The 22,595-nt window shown below is 42.1% G+C and carries 19 protein-coding genes; 6 read left to right on the plus strand and 13 right to left on the minus strand.

Annotated elements, in window-relative coordinates:
- Window positions 1–38 precede the first annotated feature (38 nt).
- Together EPB74_RS07800 and EPB74_RS07805 are read right to left on the minus strand one after the other, a co-directional pair.
- Window positions 39–470 carry a low molecular weight protein-tyrosine-phosphatase gene (locus EPB74_RS07800; RefSeq protein ID WP_274903707.1) on the minus strand — a complete coding sequence of 144 codons (432 nt, stop codon included), beginning with the start codon at window positions 468–470 and terminating at the stop codon, window positions 39–41.
- Between the two features lie 19 nt (window positions 471–489).
- Window positions 490–1,596, minus strand: a complete 1,107-nt coding sequence (locus EPB74_RS07805) for a polysaccharide biosynthesis/export family protein (RefSeq protein ID WP_274903708.1) — start codon at window positions 1,594–1,596, stop codon at window positions 490–492.
- Window positions 1,597–1,964: 368 nt separating this feature from the next.
- Here EPB74_RS07805 and rluB point away from each other — a divergent pair, with 368 nt between their 5' ends.
- Window positions 1,965–2,900 carry a 23S rRNA pseudouridine(2605) synthase RluB gene (gene rluB, locus EPB74_RS07810; protein WP_079691109.1) on the plus strand — a complete coding sequence of 312 codons (936 nt, stop codon included), beginning with the start codon at window positions 1,965–1,967 and terminating at the stop codon, window positions 2,898–2,900.
- Between the two features lie 123 nt (window positions 2,901–3,023).
- Here rluB and EPB74_RS07815 read toward each other — a convergent pair whose 3' ends face one another.
- The 3 genes from EPB74_RS07815 to EPB74_RS07825 form a co-directional block, all read right to left on the minus strand.
- The gene (locus tag EPB74_RS07815) at window positions 3,024–3,581 is read right to left on the minus strand and encodes a hypothetical protein (protein WP_274903709.1); all 558 of its coding nucleotides are present in this window, start codon (window positions 3,579–3,581) and stop codon (window positions 3,024–3,026) included.
- Window positions 3,582–3,785: 204 nt separating this feature from the next.
- On the minus strand, window positions 3,786–4,445 hold the full coding sequence (locus EPB74_RS07820; protein WP_274903710.1) for a hypothetical protein: 660 nt from the start codon (window positions 4,443–4,445) through the stop codon (window positions 3,786–3,788).
- 197 nt (window positions 4,446–4,642) lie between these two features.
- Window positions 4,643–5,410, minus strand: a complete 768-nt coding sequence (locus tag EPB74_RS07825) for a hypothetical protein (protein ID WP_274903766.1) — start codon at window positions 5,408–5,410, stop codon at window positions 4,643–4,645.
- A gap of 184 nt (window positions 5,411–5,594) precedes the next feature.
- Between EPB74_RS07825 and EPB74_RS07830 the strand changes: the two genes are divergently transcribed.
- Window positions 5,595–6,197, plus strand: a complete 603-nt coding sequence (locus EPB74_RS07830) for a LysE/ArgO family amino acid transporter (protein ID WP_274903711.1) — start codon at window positions 5,595–5,597, stop codon at window positions 6,195–6,197.
- Window positions 6,198–6,437: 240 nt separating this feature from the next.
- Here the strand turns inward: EPB74_RS07830 and EPB74_RS07835 are convergent, their stop codons facing one another.
- The 4 genes from EPB74_RS07835 to EPB74_RS07850 all read right to left on the minus strand — a co-directional run bounded on the left by EPB74_RS07835 (window position 6,438) and on the right by EPB74_RS07850 (window position 11,359).
- Window positions 6,438–7,820, minus strand: coding sequence for an NAD(P)-binding domain-containing protein (locus tag EPB74_RS07835; RefSeq protein WP_274903712.1), 1,383 nt, complete (start codon window positions 7,818–7,820; stop codon window positions 6,438–6,440).
- A 359-nt stretch (window positions 7,821–8,179) separates the two neighbouring features.
- Window positions 8,180–8,821: a MarC family protein gene (locus EPB74_RS07840; RefSeq protein ID WP_089555493.1), complete on the minus strand. Its 642-nt coding sequence runs from the start codon at window positions 8,819–8,821 to the stop codon at window positions 8,180–8,182.
- Between the two features lie 263 nt (window positions 8,822–9,084).
- Complete coding sequence (nadC, locus tag EPB74_RS07845; RefSeq protein WP_274903713.1) at window positions 9,085–9,945, minus strand: carboxylating nicotinate-nucleotide diphosphorylase; 861 nt, start codon at window positions 9,943–9,945, stop codon at window positions 9,085–9,087.
- A 322-nt stretch (window positions 9,946–10,267) separates the two neighbouring features.
- Window positions 10,268–11,359: an NUDIX hydrolase gene (locus tag EPB74_RS07850; RefSeq protein WP_274903714.1), complete on the minus strand. Its 1,092-nt coding sequence runs from the start codon at window positions 11,357–11,359 to the stop codon at window positions 10,268–10,270.
- A gap of 340 nt (window positions 11,360–11,699) precedes the next feature.
- On the opposite strand from EPB74_RS07850, the gene nadA reads away from it, so the two are divergent.
- The 3 genes from nadA (at window position 11,700) to EPB74_RS07865 (ending at window position 15,738) form a co-directional block, all read left to right on the plus strand.
- The gene (gene nadA, locus EPB74_RS07855; protein WP_274903715.1) at window positions 11,700–12,839 is read left to right on the plus strand and encodes a quinolinate synthase NadA; all 1,140 of its coding nucleotides are present in this window, start codon (window positions 11,700–11,702) and stop codon (window positions 12,837–12,839) included.
- Window position 12,840: 1 nt separating this feature from the next.
- Entirely contained in the window at window positions 12,841–14,748 is a 1,908-nt protein-coding gene (gene nadB, locus EPB74_RS07860) for an L-aspartate oxidase (protein ID WP_274903716.1), read from the plus strand.
- 75 nt (window positions 14,749–14,823) lie between these two features.
- Complete coding sequence (locus EPB74_RS07865; RefSeq protein ID WP_274903717.1) at window positions 14,824–15,738, plus strand: phosphatidate cytidylyltransferase; 915 nt, start codon at window positions 14,824–14,826, stop codon at window positions 15,736–15,738.
- A 174-nt stretch (window positions 15,739–15,912) separates the two neighbouring features.
- Here the strand turns inward: EPB74_RS07865 and EPB74_RS07870 are convergent, their stop codons facing one another.
- Genes EPB74_RS07870 through EPB74_RS07880 form a run of 3 tightly spaced genes read right to left on the minus strand, consistent with a single transcriptional unit; the run spans window position 15,913 to window position 20,707 of the window.
- The gene (locus EPB74_RS07870) at window positions 15,913–16,758 is read right to left on the minus strand and encodes an SDR family NAD(P)-dependent oxidoreductase (RefSeq protein ID WP_274903718.1); all 846 of its coding nucleotides are present in this window, start codon (window positions 16,756–16,758) and stop codon (window positions 15,913–15,915) included.
- Window positions 16,755–17,954: a patatin-like phospholipase family protein gene (locus EPB74_RS07875; protein ID WP_274903719.1), complete on the minus strand. Its 1,200-nt coding sequence runs from the start codon at window positions 17,952–17,954 to the stop codon at window positions 16,755–16,757. The genes EPB74_RS07870 and EPB74_RS07875 overlap by 4 nt, the downstream gene beginning before the upstream one ends.
- Before the next feature lie 14 nt (window positions 17,955–17,968).
- Entirely contained in the window at window positions 17,969–20,707 is a 2,739-nt protein-coding gene (locus EPB74_RS07880) for an alpha/beta fold hydrolase (protein ID WP_274903720.1), read from the minus strand.
- A 215-nt stretch (window positions 20,708–20,922) separates the two neighbouring features.
- Between EPB74_RS07880 and EPB74_RS07885 the strand changes: the two genes are divergently transcribed.
- Entirely contained in the window at window positions 20,923–21,834 is a 912-nt protein-coding gene (locus EPB74_RS07885) for a lysine exporter LysO family protein (protein WP_274903721.1), read from the plus strand.
- A 33-nt stretch (window positions 21,835–21,867) separates the two neighbouring features.
- Here EPB74_RS07885 and EPB74_RS07890 read toward each other — a convergent pair whose 3' ends face one another.
- Complete coding sequence (locus tag EPB74_RS07890; protein ID WP_274903722.1) at window positions 21,868–22,593, minus strand: OmpA family protein; 726 nt, start codon at window positions 22,591–22,593, stop codon at window positions 21,868–21,870.
- Between the last annotated feature and the right edge of the window lie 2 nt (window positions 22,594–22,595).

Here is a 22,595-nt window from a genome sequence, read left to right on the forward strand (position 1 = left end):
ATAGTCGTTTATCAATAACAGCAGTTTATTCATATAAGTTAGCTAATTTTATCAGCCCATTGCGCTATACCGTCAACAATATCTTGATATGCCGTCTTAAACGCGCTCATCTCATGCTTATAAGGATCAGCTATATCTTTATCCATCCAATGACCAAGCTTAAAAGTTTTACCACGGCAAAAAGGCCAGCGCTCTTCAATCCATTTAGTTTGGCCGTCTGACATGGTAAAAATAATATCAGCCTGTTTCGCCAAGTGCTCATCAATTTGCTTGGCAGCATGATCGTTAATGTCAATCTGCTGCTTCGACATAATTTCTAGTGCCGCTGGGTCCGCTGGGTAACTAACCAAAGCCCCAACACCGGCAGAATCAATAGTTTTATTAGGGAAACGCTGCTTTAATAGTGCTTCTGCCATCGGACTACGACAAATATTACCGACACAAACCACTAAAATATTATCAAATGCCATAACGACTATTACCTGTTATCTATAAGCCTGAAAGGAGACTAATTGCAGAAGTTGAAGGTAGTAGTGCACTAATGACTCGGTTCCAGCGCGTCAAGCCAGTTGGATCAACATAGATGATATCATTGGCACGCATCTCAAAACGATTGGCAAGCGCAAAGCTGGTGATAGTCTGCATATCAACATAATAAATATCCGTACCCCTTGTATTTAGATTATCACGGACGACATATATCTTGGCTGCATTGGCAGTACTAGAGTTAAGTCCTTTAGACTCACCTAAAACCTGCGCCAAACTGATACCTTGCTCTTTAATAGCTACAGGCTCTACTTGTCCAAATTCTCCTAGGACATATACTTTATTACGATCTTGGCTATTGACATGAATAGAATCGCCATCTTGCAGATATATTTGATTGGCTGAAGCACCCATTTGACGTAGTGACTGTAGTCCAATATTGTAGCTTGTCCCTTTGCGGTTCAGTACCACATTATTTGAGTCACCAGTAGGTGTTGCACCGCCAGCCATAGAAATCGCGCTATATAGCGAAACTGGAGTATCAGAAATTGCAAATTCGCCAGGTTGCTTCACTTCGCCATCAATAAAGAATTTATTACCACGATAATTAACGATTTTAACCTGTGGATCTGAATATTTAAGATAGCGTTGCAATTGACTCTGCAGGTTTGCGGTAAACTGTGGCACGCTCAGACCACTGGCTTTAATACGTCCGATTAGCGGAAACTGTACGTAGCCTTGCTGATCAATAGGGAAACCTATTGCATAAGGATTGGCAGTATTACTGCTATTAGTTAAAGGAGGCGCAATCTCTGGATAACCGACAAGCGTGATACCCAGAATATCTCCTTCAGCAATACGATAGTCTACTCGACCGGATGTTTTTATTAATCGTGCTAAGTCACTACTAGGAATAACGGCTTGTTTTGGCGGTAATGTGGCTAGGCTTAACGGTTGTACATTAAAATGTAGGCCATTTTCAGCGATGTAGGTGCCACTTGGCGGTAACTCACCTGCTTGTAGCCCTGAATTAATGCTAGCACAGCCTGAAACTAGGCTAATCATTAGCAAAGACGCTACACTTAATAGCTTTGATGAATTGAGAAGCATATAAAAACCTTTATAAATCATAGATATAAGTAGCGTTCACCGATAAAACCAATTAAGACAGCTATACTAAAGGGTTACATTAGCCACAAAAAAACAAAGCCATAATAACATAGGTGATTAAATATTGAATAACAATGGGCTATTTTTAGCAAAAATTACGTAAGAGCAACAATCAATTTATATTCATTTTTTGTAAAATCTGGAAATCGTGATTTCTCTCATAACTACCTAGTAAAGCAGCGCTTATTAGGTAGTTATAATAGCCTTAAAGAAATTTCTCTTAAACATAGCTTTAATAAATAGCGTATAATACTCAGTCCAAATTTATACATTGAGAAATGTAAACCCACCGATTCAAGGAAATCGTTATGAAAGATGAAAAACTACAGAAAGCACTTGCCCGTATGGGACTTGGTTCACGTCGTCAGATGGAAGAAGTTATTAAAGCAGGCCGTGTAACCGTCAATAATGGTCCTGCAACTATCGGTGATCGTGTTGAGCAAGGTGATGAGATCCGTGTTGATGGTCGTCAGATTAAATATACCTCCGAAAATGAGAAACGCCGCCGCGTCTTGGCTTACTATAAGCCTGAAGGCGAAGTTTGCTCTGCCAATGACCCAGAAGGCCGTCCAACGGTGTTTGAACGTCTGCCTAAACTAACTCACGACCGTTGGGTAATGGTTGGACGCTTGGATATTAACTCAACTGGGCTGCTACTATTTACTAATGATGGCGAGATGGCGCATCGCTTGATGCATCCGTCTAGCGAAGTGACCCGTGAATATGCCGTACGTGTACTGGGCGATGTTACCCCAGATATGGCACGAGCGATGACAACAGGCGTTATGTTAGAAGATGGCTTGGCTAAGTTCGAAGACATCAAAGAAGGCGGCGGTGAAGGCGTCAACAAGTGGCATCATGTTAAGCTTAAAGAAGGTCGTAACCGTGAAGTACGCCGTCTATTTGAATCCCAAGGTCTTAAAGTCAGCCGTCTATTACGTACGAGCTATGGTAATATTGCGTTACCAAAAGAGCTACGTACGGGTCGTTTCTTAGAGCTAGATAGAAAAGATATTAATACGTTAACAGACCTAGTGAGCTTACGCCCACGTTATGGTACTGGTCTTCATGGCGCCGCTAAAGAGAAGCAAGAGCGTATTAAAAGCAAGCCGCTTAAAGCACGCCGCACTGAAAACAGTTCGCGTAGTGGTGGTACTAAAAATAGTAGCGCAAAACCTAAAAGTAGTGCAAGTCCTGCCAGTCGCGGCACACGTAATACTCGTGACCGCAACGACAAGCGTTAATCTAAATTTATTTTAAGTCTTTTATAGATTTAGAATAAGACATAAAAAAGCTGCCAGTGATAAATAATCATTGGCAGCTTTTTATTATGTGGTGTTAAGGAATATGCTCTATTTACTAAAATCTTAGTGATTGTGACTATCCATATAGCTTTTCATGACTCGCAAATCCTGTAATTTCTGCTGCTCCATTTGTTCTAATAAGCTATCTAAGCGCTTTTCGATATTATCCAATATCTCTTGCAACAACTTGCCAGCTTCAGCTAGGGCTTTGTTATTAACACTTTTAGCCTTTGAGCTAATAGTCGTTAATTGATAATAGCTACTGAGTATTTCGGGCAAACGTGTGTGCAACATTTTATGCAATACAAACTGCTGTTCGCTGATTGCAGGTGTCATTTTCTGTGCTTGCAGCTCTTTTTGATATGCTTCATAGTTACTTACCTTTTCATCAATACGCTGTAATTGATGAAGCTGTTCGTCTGCTAAGGATTTAAGATATTTTTTATTAAGCTTCAACTGTTGCCAGCTTATATTTGATAGCAATAGTGGTGCACTAGCATCCTGATAAATAAGCACGCCAGGCGTAATACCGACCGCTTTATGCAGAGCGTGCCAACCTTTTCTACTCAAATAAAAGACGGTCACTGTCGTTACGACACCAACGCCTATTAATATACTCATGCCAGCTCACTTTTTATCATTCAATCATTCAACTTATGATTTAGTACTTATACAGTCCGTCCCAAATAAAATAAGTATAAATGTTATAACGTGCTACTGGTATAACTTTTCCTTGCTTGCTGTGCCTATGCAGACAGATGCTGCGCAAAATTTATACCAGTAGCACTGTGTTTATTTTATAGTGGATTGATTATAGTGCGCAATCTAAAGCTTAATGTCTTCAGCATCAGCGCGTTCGCCAGTTGGGTTTTCAATAGCATTGTTTTTAATAGCATTGATCTCAGTAGCCTTACTATCAAGCTGCTGTATATCGGCCTTGTTTACCGGATTCTCAAAACGCTGCTGTAAATATCTATTGGTGGCTAGGAGCTTTTGTCCATCTTGATGATATGAGGCATTAAGCAGGTCATCAAACTGTGTATTAATCGTCATAAGCACATCTAGCAGCGCCTCTTTGCCAGTAACATCAGAGTGCTTAATTTTAGTATTATCAGCCAGTGCGCCATCTAAGTCATGTAAACGACGATAATCCGCTATTGCTTGCGGCACATGTCTATCCATCAAGTTTTGAATCATGATATAGGTCTCGTTAACGGTATCTTTGTCATCTATCCTACCATCATTATTACTATCGCCATATATGACCCGCAGCTTCTCACCTTTTTCATTTATTTGGGTAAGTGCTGTTTTAACTCCCTCTGGTAGGCTTTTTTCAGGAATATAACCCAATTGCGGCATCGCTTTATATTCGAGCATTTTGGGCGCAGTCACTTTTTTGATACCCCGATACCCGAGATATAACCCAGCGGCTGGTAACACCCCATATAAAACAAACATTACAAGCATCGCAGTTATTTGGGTCATTAGATGGTCCTTATTATCTGGCAAAATTGATTGAGAACTTATTATTATTTTAAATACCACTTCTGTATTTTAGCTCTTATTATTAAACAAAAAAATAAGGCTCTATTAAAGCCCTATATTGTTATGCATTGAGTCGATTGTGTGTAATGACGCTAGCTTAGCTTAATCTGATAATGCCAATTTAAAGTAGTCAGCAGTTAGTTTTGCGTACGGCTTTTGACATAACGATGGGTTGAAGCAAGACGATTCATCACGGTTTGATGTAATTCATCCAATAACTCATCCAACTCATAGTCGATCTCTAAAAATAAATCAGTCAACATATCGCCTGCCGTCATTTTACCCTGTACCACATTGTTTTTCGTACGATGCGGACTGAAACGTTGCAGCTGCTCGTAATGATGTAGCGCTTCAGGAATGCTTTCGGACACGAGTTTATCAATGACAAATTGCCGCTCATTATGTTGCTGCTGTTGTTGCTCATTGAGCTCGCTACTCCACTCACGATAGCGTTTTAGCTTACCATTTATTCGGTCTAGTATCGCGACGGCCTCAATAGGCATGGCATTTAGGGTGGCTTCATCGACCACATCAACAAGCTCAGTCATAATCGGACAGCGTCCATGTTTGAGATACCATAAGGTATCTGGGTCAAAAGGAGGTCTATTGGTCGGTCGCATATTGGCGCGATTGGACAAATAGCGATCAGTCAATGGCGTCGGCGTCCGAATATCGTTGACTTGTGCTAAGGCATTACAAATACGTTCGGTACGCTGCGGTTCGGTAAGTGGCGAAGCAATAGACGGTGAAGCTTTAAGCGTTGCAGCATTGGCATGCTTGTCAGCAGTATCGCGACGAGCAGCATCGCTTTCATTATTAGCAAGGTTATTAGCAGCCGCTTGCTGAGCCTTTTTGGCAGCGACGGTTGGCAGGTCATCTTGTGCTTGCCCAAACGACTGTAGCATTCTTGTCAAACTTATGACCATGACCTACCCTGCTCCTCGCCTATTTACGATTGGTTGCATCTTACTGTATATTGCATTCGGAATATTGCATTCGAACAATTAATCCCTTATCTTAACAGCTTTTTCCGGCGCTGCCAGTAAGCAAACGTCACCGTTTTGGTTTTTAAAGGTTAAGTCGACTGTCATGAATATCACCGATTATAGTTCTGGTTTTTTGCTTGGCTTATCACTGATTATCGCCATTGGTTCACAAAACGCGTTTGTCCTCAAACAAGGGCTAAAACGCGAGCACATATTTTTTGTTTGTCTGTTTTGTGCCGTGAGTGATGCGCTTTTAATATCGGCTGGCGTTGGTGGTTTTGGCGCAGTAACGGCACGCTATCCGCAAGTCGTCAATACCGCAAAGTTTGCTGGCGTCATATTTTTGTTAGGCTATGGATTACAGAGCTTGTATGCCAGCGTACGCTTATCACATGCGCTTACCGTCGATGGACAAGTCGTGACCAGCTTAAAAAAGGCGCTGTTACTATGCTTTGGTTTTACGTGGCTAAATCCACATGTTTACTTGGATACATTGGTGCTCGTCGGTATGGTTTCAACCGGTGCCAGTAGTAAGCTTACATTTGCGATGGGTGCAGTCAGTGCCTCGTTCTTTTTCTTTTTTGCGCTTGGCTACGGTGCAAGGTTACTCAAACCTTTATTTGCCAAACCAAAAGCGTGGAATATACTCGATGCTTTGGTAGGCATACTGATGTTGTATTTGGCTTGGCATTTATATCAAAGTTAAAACAGCTATTTATAGCTAGAAATATTTAAACTAAAAATAAAAAAACCAAACACATCTATTAAATGTATTTGGTTTTTTTAACTCTTTATGCTTAAGTCAATCCTACTTAAAAACGATGCCGTGCTACTGATACTGATTTTTGCAGCCTCTGTCACGCATGCGAACAGCAAGCAAGAAAAATTAGTATCAGTAGCACGTTGCTATAAACGTATCTCTTTTATTATTAACAAATTATATAGACTATGACGCCTTTTTACGTTTTTTAGGCTTAACAAAGGTTAAGTTCAGAAAGTGCTCTAGCGAATCATCAAGAATATCTAACCAAGGCTCTGGCAACTCAGGTGATAGCGTACCAGTCAACGTGGAACGATAAGCCTTTTCTCTAAAGGTCATGATATCTTCGGCTTTATCCTTTTGCCATTCCTTTAAGATTTCGCCTTGCTTTTCAACCGCAAACTCTGGGTAATCAGTGGCATTGGTTAAATCACGGATATAGCTTGCCTGAAAATCAATCGAATCACTGACGGTGAGGCACTTAGCATAAGTTGCTAACCATTGTTGCTCGTCTGTTTCACGGGTTACTACGTCAGGCAATTGGATATCGCCCATGATGACATCGCGTGCATACCACGCTTGGGCATCAAACATATTAAAGGTGAAATACTGATCTTGCATACCTAAGTAAATCAACTTTGGATTAGGCTGCCAAAAGATACCTTTGTACAGATTGGCGGGGTATAAGCAATTATGCGTCTGCAAACGCAGTTCATCAGGCATAAATGGGAAGTGAAACAAATAACCCGTACACATGATAATGGCGTCAAATTTTTGGCTAGTACCGTCGGCAAAATGCGCCACATCGTCTTCAAAGTGTGTCACTATCGGAACTTCTTTAATACCTTCTGGCCATTCATAGCCGAGTGCTTGTGAGCGATAACTAATAGTGACTGATTTAGTGCCATACTTATAACATTGCGTACCAATATCTTCGGCAGAATAGCTACTACCGATAAGCAGAATGTCCTCACCTTTAAATTCTAGCGCATCACGGAAGTCATGAGCGTGCAGGATACGACCTGGGAATTCTTCTAAGCCTTGAAAGTATGGCATATTTGGCGTTGAGAAATGACCAGTCGCCACTACAACATAATCAAACTCTTCAACTTCTTGCTCATCCGTTTTATGGTTCATGACCGTGACGGTAAATTTTTGCGTGTCATCATCAAATGATACCCAACGCACTGGGCACTCAAAGCGGATGTATTTTTGGATGTCTTGTTTATCGATGCGACCCATGATGTAGTCTTTTAAAACCTCACGAGGCGGATATGATGGAATGGCTTCGCCAAAGTGCTCATCAAACGAATAATCAGCAAACTCTAAACATTCTTTAGGTCCATTTGACCATAAATAACGGTACATACTGCCATGAACGGGTTCACCGTTTCTATCTAAACCGGTACGCCAACTGTAATTCCACATGCCACCAATGGCATTTTGCTTTTCGTAGCAAATTATTTCAGGTAAATCCTTTACCCCGGCCAATCGAGCCGCTTCAAAAGCACGTAACTGTGCCAAACCACTTGGACCTGCACCTAAAATCGCTATTCTTTTCTTACTCAAAACGAACTCCTGTAATATTGTCGTAACACTATCATAACATATTTTCATGAATGACGTTTAGGAGCAGACTTTTGGTGATTAATCGAAATTATTAATGCCATGACTAAGCGCTAAAACACAGGCGTTAAGCAGCCTTTCATCTCGTTCTAATTTAATGATGTTTAACGATTATTGGCTTATCTTGATTGATGGTTTTTGAGGTGTTTTTTAAGGCGTGTTGAATTTTCATTGTTTAGGCTGTATTTTTCTACACAGCCTAAACAATGAAAACAACGTATAAGAAGAAGTGATTTAATATAAAGAAAAATAGCTGAATACGAGAAATGAAAGACAAATAAGGGAGGAGAAAAGTACAACAATTACATTAAGTCAGGAAATAAAGTGCGTAGCCCATTAACGATAATTTCGATAGAAACCGCCGCCAGTAGCATACCCATGATTCGGCTCATAATATTCAGCCCCGTATCACCCAATAAACGACTGATACGACCTGCCGCCATCAATGCCAAATAACAAAATAGGCTAATAAACAATCCAGCAATCAATATCGCAGAGACCTGCAAAATACCAGAGACTTGTGACGAATAAATAATAACGGTTGAAATACCACCAGGTCCAATCATCATTGGAATAGCAATAGGCACTACCGCTGCTGCCATTGTTGGTGGCGCACCTTGCAGATGATCGACATCAAAGTTTTCTTGATCAGGTTTAACCGGATTGCCATCACCATTCATCATATTAAGGGCAATCAAAAACACCAATATGCCACCTGCTAACTGAAATGAGCCAATCGAGATACCCAAGACTTTTAGTAATGTTTCACCTGCTAGCGTGAAAAAACTGATGGTAATAAAAATCGTTAGACAAGCAACGCGCGCGACTTTACGTCGATTGTTCATCGAGTAACCGCGCGTCGAATCCAAAAATAACGTCAATGCGCCAAAGGGATTAATCAGTACCATAAAGGCTAAGATTATTTTGATAATTTCAGTATTCACTGAGCGCTCGCTTGTCTATTGGTCAAATCGGGCAAAAAGATAAGGCCATCGCGCGAGTGCAGCGATGACCTAATAGGCGGTTAGCAACGGCATTGTATCATAGGCAGATAAGCTAATAAAATCATTACTTTGCCTAAATTTTCTTACCCAGCCAAATCCATAAAAACTCAATACCAATCTATCCTTTCAATAGAATGCTTAACAGTAATTCCAGCTATAAAGTTAACATTACAGAGCTCAAACCATAAAAACAAGTGCTAACTTTAGGCGCTAAAATCAAGCCCAATATCTAGTGCTGTCGTACTATGAGTCAAATAACCCATCGCAATAAAGTCAACGCCGGTTTTTGCTACCGCTTGTACCGTTTCAGGGGTGATACCGCCTGATGCTTCGGTCTTAGCACGACCTTTACACATCTCGACTGCCTGCGACAATATCTCAGGCGACATATTATCTAACAATACCAAGCTCACGCCAGCATCGAGCGCCTGCTCTAGCTGCTCTAATGTATCCACTTCAACTTCAATAGGGATCAGATGACCAGCAAAGTTTTGCGCTTGCTCAATAGCTGTTTTGATGTCACCAGCAATGGCAATATGATTGTCTTTGATTAAAATCGCGTCATCTAACCCTAAGCGATGATTGCGTCCGCCGCCGCAGCGTACGGCGTATTTTTGTACGATACGCAAGCCCGGAATGGTTTTACGCGTACAGGTAATTTGGGCAGGATATTCTGCCACGCTATCGACAATCTTTTTAGTATCTGTCGCAATGCCACTCAGATGGGTCATAAAGTTAAGTGCCGTACGCTCGGCAGTCAGCAAATTTCGCGCATTACCACGAACAATCGCCAACACCGCGCCAGCATCAACCGTGTCACCGTCATTGACTTGAGCAATAAATTCTATCTGCGCATCAATTAAGGCAAAAGATAAGCGCGCTAAATCCATGCCGCATATCACGCCTGCTTGTCTTGCTTTAATCTGTAATTGCGCTTGCATGTCGGCTGGAATGGTTGCTTGTGACGTGACATCACCGCGTCTGCCCAAATCTTCAGTTAATGCGACCTCAACCAAAGGTTTAAGCAATACCTCAGCCAATGCTGGCTCTTGTTTAGCTGTCATTTTTAACCCTTATTTTTGCGTGTTTTTACTTAATATATGCGTATATTATGATAAATATTGTTTATTTAAACTCAAAATGAGCATAAATATAGCGCAAAGTTTATAGGCTCGCAAGAAAAGTCCATAAATTTATGGATTTAATAAGCTCTATAGGGCTTAACTATAATTAAGTTTAATAAAAAAGAGTCATTCATAGCGACGTGTTAGTGCTATCAATTTTTCTTGCTTGCTGCTGCCTGCGTAACAGAGGCTACAAAAAATTCATAGCACTAGCACTGTATGGTTTTTAAATTGAATCGACGATATCAAAGAGATTGCGTAGCTATTTACGTTTAGGCAGTTTACTGTCCATCAGTAAGCTTTGCAGCTCAATATCATGGCGAAAGCGATAGAGTTTGGCAGGGCGACCACGCTGAGCGCTACTACTCTGCCCTGTTTCCATCACAAGATTTTGCGAATCCAGCAGGCGACGAAAATTTTGCTTATGTAGTCGCATTCCTGATAGCGCTTCAACACTTTGCTGTAATTGCGACAAGGTAAACACATCTGGCATTAGACCAAAAATAAGCGGTCGATATTCAATTTTTGCGCGTAGTCTTGAGATAGCCGTTGCAATTACTCGGCGGTGGTCGTAGTACATCGGCGAACCTGTAAGCTGTGACCAATTACTAGGTAATTTAAACGAATTGTTAGTTTGAGCACTGTCAGATTGAGTATTGGACAAGTAGCTTGGTGGATAAGTCGATGCTTCTGCTATAAGACCTGCTTCGTATAACATCTCATAGCGCAGAAGCACATGTTCTGCAATCCATTCCCTATTCTCGTATTCTTCGTTATTTATTGGCTGATTACTGGTCTCTGTATTTGAAAGTGCGCTTTTATTTTGAAAGCAATTATCTAGCATAATTTCACTGACGCCCCAGCATAAACCAATACGCTGACGGCGGCGCTGCTGAACATCAGGCTCTTTTGCATCATCTGCCCAGCGTAATAACGCCAGTACAATATAATCCATAATGATAGCTGGCATACCGTCCAAGTGATTTTCCCATGGGAAATAATCGTACCAATCACGCCATAATGCTTGGCTTTGTAACTGCGTTTGCGCCTCTTGTACTAAGCCTAGATAGCTGACGTAAACCAACGCATGACTGTCGACATTGCGTCTATTGGTATCGACAAAGGTATATAGCTGTTCCAAATAGCCAAGCGGCTGCTGCGTTTGCTCTTCAACCCATTGACGTACACCCGCTTGTAGCGAACGATGTAATGGCATCAGTGGTCCATTAGGCAATAGCTTGCCTTGATCAACCGTTAAAACGCGTGCCGTGTGCTCCGTAATAGCGACAAGCACTGCGACGACTTCGGTCGTGCCGCTACCTTGTTGATGGGCGTGTGAATAAGACAACGTCATGGCTTTGGGGGTTATCCTTTATTTTTAAAATGCGTGTGAAAGCTACAAAACCTGATATTTGTAGTACGGCTTAGTATAACGTGAATCTAAAACTATCATAGCCTGCCGTTATAAATATAAGAGTTTGAAAAAGATAAATATGAAAACAAATGAGGGAGATTTTGTATAGCCATGTTTCTTTTTTAAGATAAATTAGTATCGTTTGTAAAACCAATGATAAAAAAACCTTGTATTTATGCTCAAAATGAGCATAATAAAAACAGTCTATTTCTAGCTGTATTTAATTGTCTTATTTCTAGCGGCATATGACTTGTCGTTATTGCATTAAAGGTTTGCCATTATGAAAACTTATCCGTATGACGCGCCCATTATGAGCAATGACAATCGCATTGCAACTCACATGAATATCGAATACGCCAAAGCTAAGATGCCAACTGATTTGCCGCGTAGTGAGCGACTCAAAGTCGAAGAAAATATCAAGCAATTATTGAAGGATAATAACGCCGTGCTGGTCGCGCATTATTATGTCGATCCTTTTATTCAAGACTTGGCATTAGCAACAGGTGGCTGCGTAGGTGATTCGTTAGAGATGGCACGCTTTGGGCAAGCCCATAGTGCGCAGACTTTAGTAGTTGCTGGCGTACGCTTTATGGGTGAATCAGCCAAAATCTTAAGTATGGAAAAAACCGTACTGATGCCAGACTTAGAAGCGGAGTGTTCGCTTGATTTGGGCTGCCCTGCTGATGAATTCTCTGCCTTTTGTGATGCTCATCCTGAGCGTACGGTGGTGGTTTACGCCAATACCAGCGCGGCAGTAAAAGCACGGGCGGATTGGGTCGTGACCTCCTCAGTCGGTATCGATATCATCCGTCACTTGCATGCTCAAGGCGAGCCTATCATTTGGGGTCCTGATCGGCATTTAGGTAAATACATTGCACGTGAGACTGGCGCAGATATGCTGCTTTGGCAAGGCTCATGCATGGTACATAACGAATTTAAAGCCACTGAGCTTGAGCAATTAAAGGCAGAACATCCCACAGCGAAAGTCTTGGTGCATCCAGAATCCCCCGATAGCGTGGTTGCGCTCGCCGATGTGGTGGGCTCGACCAGTAAGCTGTTGCAATCAACCTATGAGATGGATGCCGATACCTTCATTGTTGCCACCGATTTGGGCATCTTACACGAGATGCAAAAGCGCTCGCCAAACAAGCGCTTTTTGGCTGCGCCGACTGCTGGTGAAAGTGCCAGCTGCAAGAGCTGTGCTTTTTGTCCATGGATGGCGATGAATGGTTTGCAAGGTATTGAACAGTGCTTGACGCAGCATAGCGGTGAAGTGTTGATGACGCCTGAGCTGGCAGTAGCAGCCAGAAAACCATTACAACGTATGCTTGATTTTGCCGAATCACAAAAACAGCGTGTGGCAGCGAGCGGCGATATCGTTAAAGACCGTGCACTGTTTGCTAATGTCGGGGCTGCCTAATATGAGCGTGATATGGTCGAATGGTAAAGATTATTCTGATGTGGCTAATGAATCTGATGAGGTTATACAAACGGACGTACTTATTATTGGTGCTGGGCTTGCTGGTTTAAGTACTGCCCTTGCCTTGCCAAAATCGCTGAATATTACCGTATTGAGCAAAGCAGCACTAGAAGTTTGCTCAAGCCATTATGCCCAAGGCGGTATCGCTGCCAGTTTGGATAAAAACGATTCTATTGCCGATCATATCGCCGATACGTTAATCGCTGGCGCAGGATTATGTGCCACTGACAATACCAGTAGTATTCTCAGCGCCGGACAACAAGCCGTCCAATGGCTGTGCGAGCAAGGCGTGCCCTTTACTCAGATTACGCAAGAAAACAAGGGACAAAACTACAGCGCAAGATCTTCAGCCGACTTACAAACTACCGATTTGCATTTAACCAAAGAAGGCGGTCATGGCTGTAGACGTGTTGCCCATGCTGACGATGCCACTGGTCGGCATGTGATGGAAGCCTTGAGCATAAAAGTGCAAGCGGCATCCAATATCACTATATTGCCCTATCATGAAGCGCTAAGCCTTTTAAAAAATAATGATAACCAATGCCAAGGCGCGCTAGTCTTTGATCATAACAACCAACGTCAAATCACCTTTCATAGTCGCGCCGTCGTACTAGCCAGTGGCGGTTTAGGACAGTTGTTTAAGCGAGCCAGCGCGCCCAATGTTTGTGTCGGTGATGGCGTTATGATGGCATGGCAAGCAGGTTGCCGCTTAGCAAATTTAGAATTTATCCAGTTTCATCCAACCGGTCTAGCACTAGGCGATAGTAATTTTTTGATATCTGAAGCCTTGCGCGGTGAAGGCGGTAGACTATATTGTCCAAAAACTGGCAAACGCTTTATGCTAGATGTTGATGCGCGTGCTGAACTTGCACCGCGAGATATCGTTGCTCGCGCAATTGCTGAGCAGATTAATAATAATGGACTTGGCTACGTAAATCTTGATGTCAGTCGCTTGCCTGCAGAATTTTTGCAGCAACATTTTCCACAGATTTATCAAACACTCTTCAGCCTCGGTATTGATATTACTAGGGAGCCTATCCCCGTTGCCCCTACTGCTCATTATAGCTGTGGCGGCGTGGTCACTGATGCCAATGGTTTGACTGATGTACAAGGGCTTTATGCGGCTGGTGAAGTTGCTTACACTGGTTTGCATGGTGCAAACCGTTTGGCGAGTAATTCATTATTAGAATGTGTGGTGGTTGGGCGAAATATTGCCAGCGACTTGCCACGCTATTTAACCGCAATGGAAAATATAGATCCTGTTGTCATTTATAATAGCTCAAATTTATCGGCTCCTGACATTTGGACAGCGTCAACGCTTAGAAACATTCAAATTACTGATTTAACTTCCTCTACTGCATCTCCATTTACTTCATCTCATTATGATGACGCCGATATCGATACCAATATCGTTACTGATAATCAGGCTACCAAAATAACCGCAGCATTAAAAATCCTGATGACATCAAATATGGGTATCACGCGTAATGCTGAATCATTGGAGCAAACATTGATGCAGATACAACAATGGCAGCAGTGTCTTGAAAAATCTGAATCAAATCAGTACGACATTAGCAGTCAAAATGACGCTATGAGGGCTGATACGCTAATAATTTTTCAATTAGTAAGACAATTAAAGTTAGCATACCTAATTGTTCAGTCTGCTTATCAACGCCTTGAAAGTCGCGGTGGTCATTATCGCAAGGATTATCCAAATTTAGCGGCCACGCCTAAGGCCAGCATCATTGAGCCATTATCAAATGGGCAAGAAGGTAGCATTACTTGTTTGCTTCAGCCTATAATTAGCCATACAGAGGCTAGAGCGCCAAAAACAGTTGCTAATGGCTAATAGCGATTTAGGATCACCGCTCTAACCATTTCTAAACGGTTAAATACCATTTCTATCTATCAAAGTGCTGAGTATATGGCTACCGATACGCTATTTGTTATTGGACTCATGATGGTGGTCAGTCTAACGTGGGGCACGCTTGCGATACCAAGTCTACGCAAGCGCCTACCAAAGATTTATTTGATTGCGCGCTCTTGGTGGCTGATGTTAGCCGCGCTCTGCATCTGTTATTTGGTTGCTAAAATAACCAATGATACGCAATACGTTCAACTTCAGCCGCAACCTCAAGCCCAATCGCCATCTCACCCTTATCAATGGTTGCTCATTACCTTTTTTATATTAATCGGTTTGCGCGGCAGCTATGAAATCAAACGTTTATGGTGTATAGATAGTAAATCGCGGTTTATTCGCAAACTCCAAGCGCGCGGCTTGCAAGCAAAGCTAATCTCTTCTGAAAAAAAATTAAAACCCACCAACTCTTATACTCGTCTAAACTTATTAGACCTGCTCTTTAGTTTTATATTTGTTTTATTAATTATTAGCCTGATTGCATTACAGCAATTAGCTTGGCAACGCGAGCAGTATGGTGTGTTGCTGTTTGTGTTATTTGCCAGCCAGTTTAACGACATTGCGCAATATTTATGCGGACGATTACTTGGAGGCAAATTATTTAAGCGCAGTCTTGCCCCTAATATTAGCCCTAATAAAAGTATTGAAGGCGCTGTTTTTGGCAGCTTTTTCGCGGCTCTATTGGCGTCGTTACTCGGTATTTGGCTAACGCCTTTTGATTGGTGGCTAGGTTTATTGGTGGCCTATAGCTTGGCGGTCAGCGGTATCGCTGGCGATTTATTAGAATCCGCTTTTAAACGCCAGCACGGAGTAAAAGATACCGGAACATTAATTGCTGGGCATGGCGGTTTACTAGATAGAATAGACAGTTTTCTGATTGGGGTGCCGTTATTTACTTTATTTTATTGGCTACTTGGGTAAATGTAACAAAGCTATAGCTAATGCACTTTAAAACTAATACTAGTGCTACTGGAGTAAATTTTTCGCAGCCTCTGTTACGCTTGCGAACAGCAAGTAAGAAAAATTTAAAACAGTAGCACGTAGCTACCAACGTATCGATTTTATTTAAACTGCCTATATACTGATTCAATAAGACTATTTCTTTTTATCTAGCTTGCTACGCAATATCCAATTCAGTAAAGGCTTGGGTAAATAATTTAGCGCACGAGTAATGTAGCGCATGGAACGTGGAAATATCGCCAGCTCAACATCATTGTCAATCGCTTGCATAATATGCTCAACTGCCGTTTGCGTACTCATAATAAAGGGCTTATGGCTAGCATCGCCATTATTCAAATCTCGTAATGCTTGAGTATCGATATAACCTGGAGCAATACAATTCACTTGGATATCATAAGGCGCAAGTGCCGCTCGATAAGCACTGGCGGTCACAATCATCGCACGTTTACTTTTGGCATAAAGACTGGCATAAGGATAATCCATGGTACCCGCTATAGAAGCTATGCAAATGAGGTTTGGTTTATCAATTTTAGTAAAATCCAGTGATTGATTCTGAGTTTTTAGGCACGCACTTGCCCACCTAAATACCTGCTCGAACGCTTGAAAATTAATCACTAGCATTTTATCGCTATCTGCTTGATTGAGATGATGCACACGCTCATTTAGATAGCTTCCCGCACTATAAATCAGCCTTTGAAAGTGGACATCTGATAACTTATCTAATAACCCTTGTGTTTGAGCGGTGTCGGTTAAATCGCAAGTATAAGTCACTATATGAGGATACTGGCTATTAATATGGCTTATCTTTGATACGCTATGACCTACAACACTTACTTGCCAGCCGAGCTGTTGATGGTGAAGCGCCAATGCCAAACCAAGCCCACTCGTACCACCAACAACAATAATATGCGGTGCTATACTCTCACAATTGGAATTTTGGTTATTAGCATTACATTTAAATTGCATTGGGTTTGTATTCATAGACCTTGCTGCTGTATATAGTCAGACGTACGCTGATAACCATACTGCCACTGCGCCTGCATTTGCTTCACAAAGCCATCATAATCGCTATGTAGTAGTTCAATCGTCATTTGCTTGAAATTAAAGCGCTTTTGCACGTGTTGCCCTGTTAATTGTTTGCCGTTATCAGCAAATGGTAACCAATGCAGTTGACTGCTATTCTCAAAATTATCTTGATATGACTCAGTATTTGGTAAAAAGCCATGTACCTGTGCCAAACGCTGATTAGGGTCAAAACCAAAAACGCGCTGGATAGCAGGAGCAGCAAGCCATGAATCATAACCTGCTTTGGTCTCTGCAAATACCGTCTCTGCCAACTGACAAGCCAGCTCAATGGGCGTGAGATTAATCACGCCACCTAAGCACCAACCAATCTCCTCAATATGCGTTGGCGGTAAATAATACATATCTGCCATCGAAGCACGAATCGCTGCAGCAAACTCCCAATGGCTCAGGACTTTAACAGACTGATGTATGCGTTCCTCAGCAAATACGTGCGCAGGTGATCGCATTTCTTTATCAGTGAGTTCTACAAAAGAAGCCGTCAAACGTGGCGGAGCAAATAATAACTCTTGGAGATTTAATGGAGCATTAGGCGAAATGTGGCTAACAGGCTTTTGATAAAGGCGGCTGGCAATGATAGCTACCTCTGGTGTACTTTTATTGGTTTCGCTATCGGTTTCATCAGGGTCATTTTTACTAGCATCAAAACGAGATAACTCATTAAGCCATTGACTCTCACCATCAATTCGAAACATAGCTAATTTCTGCAGCTCATCTAATAGCTGCTCGTAACTGTCGGCTTGCTGCTGTGCTTGCCGTTTAGATAGTTGCCTTGATAAGCGCCAACGTTTGAGTGCGTGAGTCATATAGCGTATTTTTAGACGTCTACTGGCTTCATCTGGCGCGACATGCCTAATTGCAGCAATGGTATAATATAACTCACGGCTACACATCAATTGCTGCAAGTCTTTGGGGTCAGATGCAAGCTGTACTAGATAGGCTGATAAACTACCACCGCACGTACCAATGATAATATCTGGTGTCAAATCATGAGCCACTAATGCCGCATAGCTGCCTAAATAATAGCCAAAACGTGAGCCACCTCCTGAAAAAAGCTGCGCACGCTGATAAGGCTTTATGCTTTTATCATTCATCTATTACTCATCACTTATGATTCACAACTGGCTGGTGCTGTTTTAATTGCTAATGACACGGTAAAGATACCAAACCTATCGATACGCATCGCAACTTTTTTAAAGCCTGCACACTCAACCAATTGATCCATTTCAGCTTGTGAGCGACAGCGCATCACCCAACTACTACCGCGATGATTATTTAAGGTTTTACTGATAAATTCCTGTTCAGGGTGCCACGGCTGATTGGTATAAATTAAATAGCCACCAGCTTGTAAGCTGTCATAAATACCTGTCAATGCCGTCGCTGGTAGCGTGTTATCCGAAAACAATTCAAAAACACCGGAGGCAATAGCGATATCAAAGCCTGACTTTTTTAACGCTGTTTCTTTAACGCTGGCACTTCCCTTCTGCACATTTAAATAACTGGCAGGGTCAAACGCATCTTTTTGACAAGTGATGACACGATCAGCAATCTCTAACTGCTCCGCTTTGCCCTGTAACGCTTGAATATTATGACCCTCATAATCACGTAGCTCAGCATGTAAGTTTTCAAACTCTGTCAATAAATCAAACGCGTAAAAGCCATGACCACTAGCGATATCCAGCAGTTTTGGTTGGTATGGCTCATCAGGGCTGTTTTGATTAACTTGGTTTTGATTGGCAAGCTTAATATCTGCTAACGCTTCACGTGCCAGCTCTAGTATATGCTCACGACGGATACGAATCCCTTGCCAGCCAATATTATTGAGATAAAACTTATCGACCGCCTGACCAAATTTATTCTGACCACTAGGCTGATTATAATAAACGTGATCGAGCGAATGACCGGAATCAAAACCATGCTCAAGTCCTGTGGCAATAGCGTCGCTAACATGACCGAACTTTTGCATGGCAAAACGCGTCAGTGCAAAGCTTGGATTAAAAGGCTTAATCGCTAAACGATCAACCTTGTCTTTACTGGCACTATTAAGATGAGCCGCGCTCAAATCAGGCGCTTTTACCTCCGTACTGAATACTTGCTCAGCGAAATCAATACAATCATCAAAGACATCTGCTTTGTTGGTCTCGTGAAATATTGCATGATAGCTGTCTGGATACAGCTGCCAACGCTTATTAGTAGTATTAATCGCTTCATAAAAGTCACGCTCAGCTTGCTTATCAACCACATAGTCTTTACCGGCGCACAATACAAACGTTGGTACCGTGATAGCGCCAGCATCATCGAGTAAACGCTGTCCAGTCGCATGGGTATCGATGAGCAGGTCGGTTGAGATACTGTTTGAGATAAGCGGATCGGCATTGTAGGCTTGCTGCGCTTCTTTATCATGAGTCAATACTCGCGCTTTGACGTAACTACTGACGCGTGACATCAAGCCTAGCGTACGTGCTACCTTTAACGACGGTATCGCAAACGGCATATATAAGCGAATGCGCAGCGCAGGTGTGCCGAGTATCATGCCACGAATATTGGGCGCATAATCATGTACCCATGCTGCTGCTAGTACGGCACCAATACTACTGGCTACGATTAGCGTATCGTCAATTGCTATACCCGTCTGTCCAATAACCATTTGCACAAAATCGTTTAAATCGCGCTCAAGCTGAGTCACGCTCTCGGCATGGTCTTTGATACCGCCCGAACGCCCATTACCGCGCGCATCCCAAGCGAATACTTGATAACCTGCGATGGCAAACTGTTGCCCAAGCTCTGCTAAGCGTCCCGAATGTTCATGACCACGGTGTAATAAAATGACTTGGCGCTTTTGTTGTGCAGCTGGCTGCTCTGCCTTTTCTAACTCCTCTAAAGGCATCGTGAGCCAGTAGCGGTAATAAATCGCCGTACCATCATAAGCGTTATAGCAACTTTCACCATTAATTATAGGTTGCTTAGCAAAATCCACGTCAATAGCGGTTTCCTTTACAGCATCTGGTACATTTATAGTAGTTTTAGACATAGATGGCATTATTTTGGACTCCAATAAGGAAGCTTTAATAGAAGAATGGTGCAAAAAGGCTGGAGAAGTAAGATCTTCAGATTTTGACTCAAATATATTTGATTGAGGATTTGATTGAGGATTTGATAACACATTCAAAGCTGATTTAAGCACAGGCGGCTGACGCATCAAGTATAAGTTTGCCATATAGCGTAAACGATTAAGACAAGTTTTTATTAATAGCGCTTCTGTCAGTAGACATAACTGCCCTATTCTTATAGGAGATAACGATAACGGGGCTTTACTGCCCATAAAAGCACCCAGCACACCAAGCATAAAAGCCCGATCACTTTTACCTAATGGTCCTTGGTTTGCCCGAACTCCTAAAACCGCATCACTGGCTATGGCCAATAGCTCAGTGCTGGTGCTTAACGCAATCAGGTTAATAATGTGGCGCTGGTTGGAGGCGATATCTTTTTTTAAAACTTGGGCTTTATTATTAGCAACATGAGGCGAAAGACTGGCTATAAGCGCCGCATCAGCAATGATATCTCCAGCCTCATTAAGTATCGCCCCAAGTTTTGACGCCTGTCCATGCTCACGCGCCATCATGCCGTCGATGGCATTGAGCGCCATACGTATAAACAATGACGAAGGTAATAGCAGCCATAACGCTTGCTTTTCAGTTGCTGGCTTGGCAATCACATAAGCCGTACCAATACTCAGAAACAACGCTGAAACGGTCACTTGGTTGGCAGTGATTTTTTGCTCGACCAAAGTGTCACTTATGGGTCGCAGATGATCTTGAAATTGGGTTTTGAGTTGATATAACGACATAGCGCCTGCCAAATATATTCATTACTTTAATGTAGCAACAAAACTTTGTTAGGTAAAGTAATTAAACTCATATCTATCAAGCAATCACTTTGCATAATTTGCCATGAATTTTAGTTGTGCATATCAGTATCGGTAGCCTGATATGTTACAATCTCCCGCTTCTTAGAAATGCCTTCTTGAAAACGCCTTGTTAAAAATGCTGCGAGCCTATCACCATGCAAAGCCTAGTTACCCTTGTCTTGGTATTAATGCCAATGTTTATTGGTTTTGCCATTCCATCCAACCCCACTATGACTAAGATTGCCGATAAAGGCCTGTCATATCTGGTATTTATCATCTTAGGCTTGATTGGTATTGAGCTATCACAAGTGGAAGGGCTAGGTAGTCAAATAGGCGAGATTGCGCTGTATGTCACGATATTATCGATATTGACGATTGGGTCGGGCTTGTTTGCTCTTATGCTGTTTGACCGTCTGCGTCCATGGCATGCTAAGAAACCTAGCGTCAAATCTAAAGAACATCGCGTTAGTATTCGCGGCAGCCTCGCCCAAGTCATCTGTGTAGTAATCGGTATGGTAATCGGTTATTTCTTACCAGCCGATTATATGCCGCCTGAAAACACCATGACCGTGATGCTAATGATATTAATCTTGCTGGTCGGTATTGGGCTAAAAGGCTCGGGTATTACTTTAAAAGAAGTGCTACTCAATAAACGCGGCGTTGAGATGAGCATTATCTTTACCCTAGCCGTTCTGGCTGGAGGGCTTATCTTTGCGCTAATTTTTAGCGATGTATCATGGACCAAGGGCTTAGCACTGGCGTCAGGATTTGGTTGGTATTCGCTATCAGCCATTGTAATGACCGATGCTTATGGGGCGATTTGGGGCAGTGTGGCGTTGTTTAATGACTTGATACGTGAATTTTTTGCGCTAATCTTTATCCCCGTGTTTATGCGTAAATATCCGTCCGCCTCAGTCGGACTTGGCGGTGCGACCAGCTTGGATTTTACTTTACCAATTATCCAACAATCAGGTGGTCTAAAGGTTGTGCCATTGGCGATTAGCTTTGGCTTTATTACTAATATTGTCGCGCCAGTGCTGATGGTGGTTTTTTCGGCGTTGGGGTAAGGTTAAATTTTGACGGTTTATCAGAATTTGCCATTATTCAAATAACTCACAGTGCTTGGCGTATCCACCATATCTTTGAATATCAGATTTATATTTAAGATTCATTAAATCATTGACTAAACTACTCGCCATTAAAGTTGCGCGGCGTTGTTTTGCCTCAAGACCTTTGAGATTAAGCGCGTTAAAACTAGGGTTTATATAATCTGTGTCTTTAACTAAGATTTTATTTGAGCAATCATAAGTACGGATACGCTTAGCATCAATATTATGTTGCAAAACCAACGTATTTTTGATACTAAGGGCGCGATTGCGTGATAAAGAATCGAAACCAAGAGTGGCTACAGCATCTTCATCAATTTCATTTGTGGCTACATGACCAAAAATAAAAACATTGGCTTTTGGGTAATCATTAAGACTTTCTGCTACTTTCACAAATACTGCATCATAGATATCAGGTAATTGACTGCTCATTGGCGGAAAAAACCCATTGAATTCCATTTCAAGTCCGCCCACATCAACCTCTATTGGACAGCCTTTAACGTCTACCACTACGTTAGATGGCGTTTCAGGACACTCGTCTATATCATCGAGTACGCCATCACCATCTGAATCAGGAATATCTGCTTTCATTGTCCTGATATTTTCATATTGAGGTGTGGTTTTGGGTGGCACAATTGTAATAGTTTGGCAGCCTACTAAGCTTATTGATGCGGTCAATAATAAAACGTTGTAGATTTTTCTAGTCATAATTACTTCCATAA

This window comes from Psychrobacter sp. DAB_AL62B, from assembly GCF_028895345.1.
Classification (GTDB): Bacteria; Pseudomonadota; Gammaproteobacteria; order Pseudomonadales; family Moraxellaceae; genus Psychrobacter.

What these genes read in the sequence shown, in the direction of transcription:
- EPB74_RS07800 (WP_274903707.1), bottom strand. Translation starts at nt 470, where the DNA reads ATGGCATTTGATAATATTTTAGTGGTTTGTGTCGGTAATATTTGTCGT.
- EPB74_RS07805 (WP_274903708.1), bottom strand. Translation starts at nt 1,596, where the DNA reads ATGCTTCTCAATTCATCAAAGCTATTAAGTGTAGCGTCTTTGCTAATG.
- rluB (WP_079691109.1), top strand. Translation starts at nt 1,965, where the DNA reads ATGAAAGATGAAAAACTACAGAAAGCACTTGCCCGTATGGGACTTGGT.
- EPB74_RS07815 (WP_274903709.1), bottom strand. Translation starts at nt 3,581, where the DNA reads ATGAGTATATTAATAGGCGTTGGTGTCGTAACGACAGTGACCGTCTTT.
- EPB74_RS07820 (WP_274903710.1), bottom strand. Translation starts at nt 4,445, where the DNA reads ATGACCCAAATAACTGCGATGCTTGTAATGTTTGTTTTATATGGGGTG.
- EPB74_RS07825 (WP_274903766.1), bottom strand. Translation starts at nt 5,410, where the DNA reads ATGCTACAGTCGTTTGGGCAAGCACAAGATGACCTGCCAACCGTCGCT.
- EPB74_RS07830 (WP_274903711.1), top strand. Translation starts at nt 5,595, where the DNA reads ATGAATATCACCGATTATAGTTCTGGTTTTTTGCTTGGCTTATCACTG.
- nadC (WP_274903713.1), bottom strand. Translation starts at nt 9,945, where the DNA reads ATGACAGCTAAACAAGAGCCAGCATTGGCTGAGGTATTGCTTAAACCT.
- EPB74_RS07850 (WP_274903714.1), bottom strand. Translation starts at nt 11,359, where the DNA reads ATGACGTTGTCTTATTCACACGCCCATCAACAAGGTAGCGGCACGACC.
- nadA (WP_274903715.1), top strand. Translation starts at nt 11,700, where the DNA reads ATGAAAACTTATCCGTATGACGCGCCCATTATGAGCAATGACAATCGC.
- nadB (WP_274903716.1), top strand. Translation starts at nt 12,841, where the DNA reads ATGAGCGTGATATGGTCGAATGGTAAAGATTATTCTGATGTGGCTAAT.
- EPB74_RS07865 (WP_274903717.1), top strand. Translation starts at nt 14,824, where the DNA reads ATGGCTACCGATACGCTATTTGTTATTGGACTCATGATGGTGGTCAGT.
- EPB74_RS07870 (WP_274903718.1), bottom strand. Translation starts at nt 16,758, where the DNA reads ATGAATACAAACCCAATGCAATTTAAATGTAATGCTAATAACCAAAAT.
- EPB74_RS07875 (WP_274903719.1), bottom strand. Translation starts at nt 17,954, where the DNA reads ATGAATGATAAAAGCATAAAGCCTTATCAGCGTGCGCAGCTTTTTTCA.
- EPB74_RS07880 (WP_274903720.1), bottom strand. Translation starts at nt 20,707, where the DNA reads ATGTCGTTATATCAACTCAAAACCCAATTTCAAGATCATCTGCGACCC.
- EPB74_RS07885 (WP_274903721.1), top strand. Translation starts at nt 20,923, where the DNA reads ATGCAAAGCCTAGTTACCCTTGTCTTGGTATTAATGCCAATGTTTATT.
- EPB74_RS07890 (WP_274903722.1), bottom strand. Translation starts at nt 22,593, where the DNA reads ATGGAAGTAATTATGACTAGAAAAATCTACAACGTTTTATTATTGACC.